The 2,256-nt window shown below is 39.5% G+C and carries 4 protein-coding genes; all 4 read right to left on the bottom strand.

What is annotated here, in order from left to right; genetic code table 11:
- A partial coding sequence (locus CVD27_RS02270; protein ID WP_142384065.1) for a TRAP transporter large permease subunit occupies positions 1-452 on the bottom strand: 452 nt, incomplete at its 3' end.
- Positions 449-934: a TRAP transporter small permease gene (locus CVD27_RS02265; RefSeq protein WP_099670725.1), complete on the bottom strand. Its 486-nt coding sequence runs from the start codon at positions 932-934 to the stop codon at positions 449-451. The genes CVD27_RS02270 and CVD27_RS02265, both read right to left, overlap by 4 nt.
- Positions 935-952: 18 nt before the next feature.
- On the bottom strand, positions 953-1,852 hold the full coding sequence (locus CVD27_RS02260; protein WP_101646282.1) for a histidine kinase: 900 nt from the start codon (positions 1,850-1,852) through the stop codon (positions 953-955).
- A partial coding sequence (locus tag CVD27_RS02255) for a winged helix-turn-helix domain-containing protein (RefSeq protein WP_142384064.1) occupies positions 1,849-2,256 on the bottom strand: 408 nt, incomplete at its 5' end. The genes CVD27_RS02260 and CVD27_RS02255, both read right to left, overlap by 4 nt.

Here is a 2,256-nt window from a genome sequence, read left to right as displayed (position 1 = left end):
ATGATGATACCGATTGCTCCGGAACTTGCTACCAAACCTGCTGCAGTTTCCGTTTTATACCCGTTCTTCACCATACCTGGGATTAAAATACCCCCAATCGCAGCAACCGTTGCAGGGCCTGAACCTGAAATGGCTGCGAAGAAAATCGCTGTCATAACGGTAACAAAAATAATTCCGCTTTTACGATGACCAACTAAAGCTTGCGCAAAATCAATCAATCTTTTTGAAATTCCCGCGTGCTCCATAATGACTCCCGCCAAGATGAAAAACGGGATTGCGAGCAACGTGAATTTCGCTACGCTTGTATACATGATATCTGCAACCAATTCCAAACCAAACAATCCACTGCCTGTAAATAACACCACAATGGATGAGATAGCTAAGGCCACAGCAATGGGCATTCGAAGCATAACTAAAATGAAAAATACGCCGAATAAAATGATCGCTGTCATATTAGCTGCTCTCCCTTCCCGTTTTGCTGTCGGAATTCAACAATCGTTACTTGGATGGAGCGAATTAAGCAAAATAGCGCACCGATTGGCATCGACATTGAGAACCACCATTGCGGCCAACCAAGCGAAGGTGTTTTTTGTCCCATATCCATCTGATACTGCACCATCTTCAAACCAAAATATAAAAGAATAAAAAATAATAGCATCATCATCAATCCAACCAAAATCGTAATTATATTCTTCAGCAACAGATTGCCTTTATCATAAATCAGAGTAAAGCCAAGGTGTGCGTACTTACGCACACCAATGGCTGTTCCGACAAATGTTAACATCACAAATAAATTGACTGTAATCTCTTCTGTGAAAGAAAATGAATAATTGGCAAATCCTCTGGATAGCACATTAACGAATGCAATGGTGGACATGATGGACAGTACAATCACGACAATCCATTCTTCTAATCTATTGAATATTTTCCCCATACATCCACCCTCCAGTTCTTATTGATCTTGGAACTTGTCTAATAAATCCTTGCCCCAGATATTCTCATACTTTTTATAAACGGGTTGCACCGCTTCTGTAAACTTAGCTAATTCTTCGTCTGTTGGTGCGTAGAACTGCATGCCTGCATCCTTCAGCTCACTGATTTGTTTCTCTTCTTTTTCACGTGCCATTTCTACTTGATATTCTGCCGCTTCTTTACCTAACTTCTTCACAAGCTCCTGATCTTCTTCACTCATCGAATCAAACAACTTCTTATTGATGCCCAATACTAGTGGATCATAGGAATAGTTAACACGCTTTTGCATACACCATTGTCTTAACGATTTTATCTCTTGAAATAGCAACTTCCGCACATCTGTCTTTTCGATATATAAATCATTTTGGATGAATGGGATGCGCTTTAGATGTAGTTGCTGGTCAAGTAATAGATGGATCCGAAGCCACTCGTACATCAACTGTGATCGGAGCGTAGGATCCGTACGTTCGATCATTAATTGCAACGTTGTCAGCGGTGTTTTCACTTCATGTATCCAATTCAACATGTCATCTTTCTCTTGTTCTAAACTAATTTGCAATTCATCCAACTGGTGTTTAAACTCTTGAATTTGTTCGGACATCCTGTTTGAGACAATGGCTTCGAAAGGGCTGTTAGCTTCAGGTATTGCAGTTAGATCAAATGATGGTTCTAATGTTTGTAAGTGTTTATAGAATCTTGTTTCTTTTTCATAACGCATGACCATAAATATAACGAAAGATAAACAGGAAATGAATGCAATATAGACAGTAGACAAAAGCGGAATACTTGTGTCCAAATAGCCCATTGCTAGAACGAGCAGTTGCGAGAAGATGAAGAACAGTATCCAACTAGCACGTTCTTTAAGATATATTTGGATCATAATTGTTCTTCCTTCGCCATATACCCTTGCCCCACTTTTGTTTCGATCACATCTACCAAGTCGATTTCCGCAATCCGTTTACGCAAACGGTTCACGTTGACTGTCAGCGTATTATCGCTGACAAATCGTTCATCATCCCAAAGACTGGTGATAATTTCTTCTCTTGATACAATTTCATTCTTTCTTTCTATCAATATTTTCAAGATGTATATTTCATTTTTCGTCAACTCAATAGTTCCTTTTTCATTGGTGAGCGTACCTTTCACAAAATCCACTGCGGCATCACACCACGTTTTCACTTCCAATGTCTGATCAGTACTATAGCTATACACACGGCGTAAGATCGCTTGGATTTTTGCAATCAATACATCAAAGTGAAATGGCTTTTGAACGAAATCGTCGGC

Source organism: Neobacillus cucumis (assembly GCF_002860255.1).
In the GTDB taxonomy this organism is placed as follows: domain Bacteria; phylum Bacillota; class Bacilli; order Bacillales; family Cytobacillaceae; genus Neobacillus; species Neobacillus cucumis_A.
This window is presented reverse-complemented; position numbering and strand designations above follow the sequence as displayed.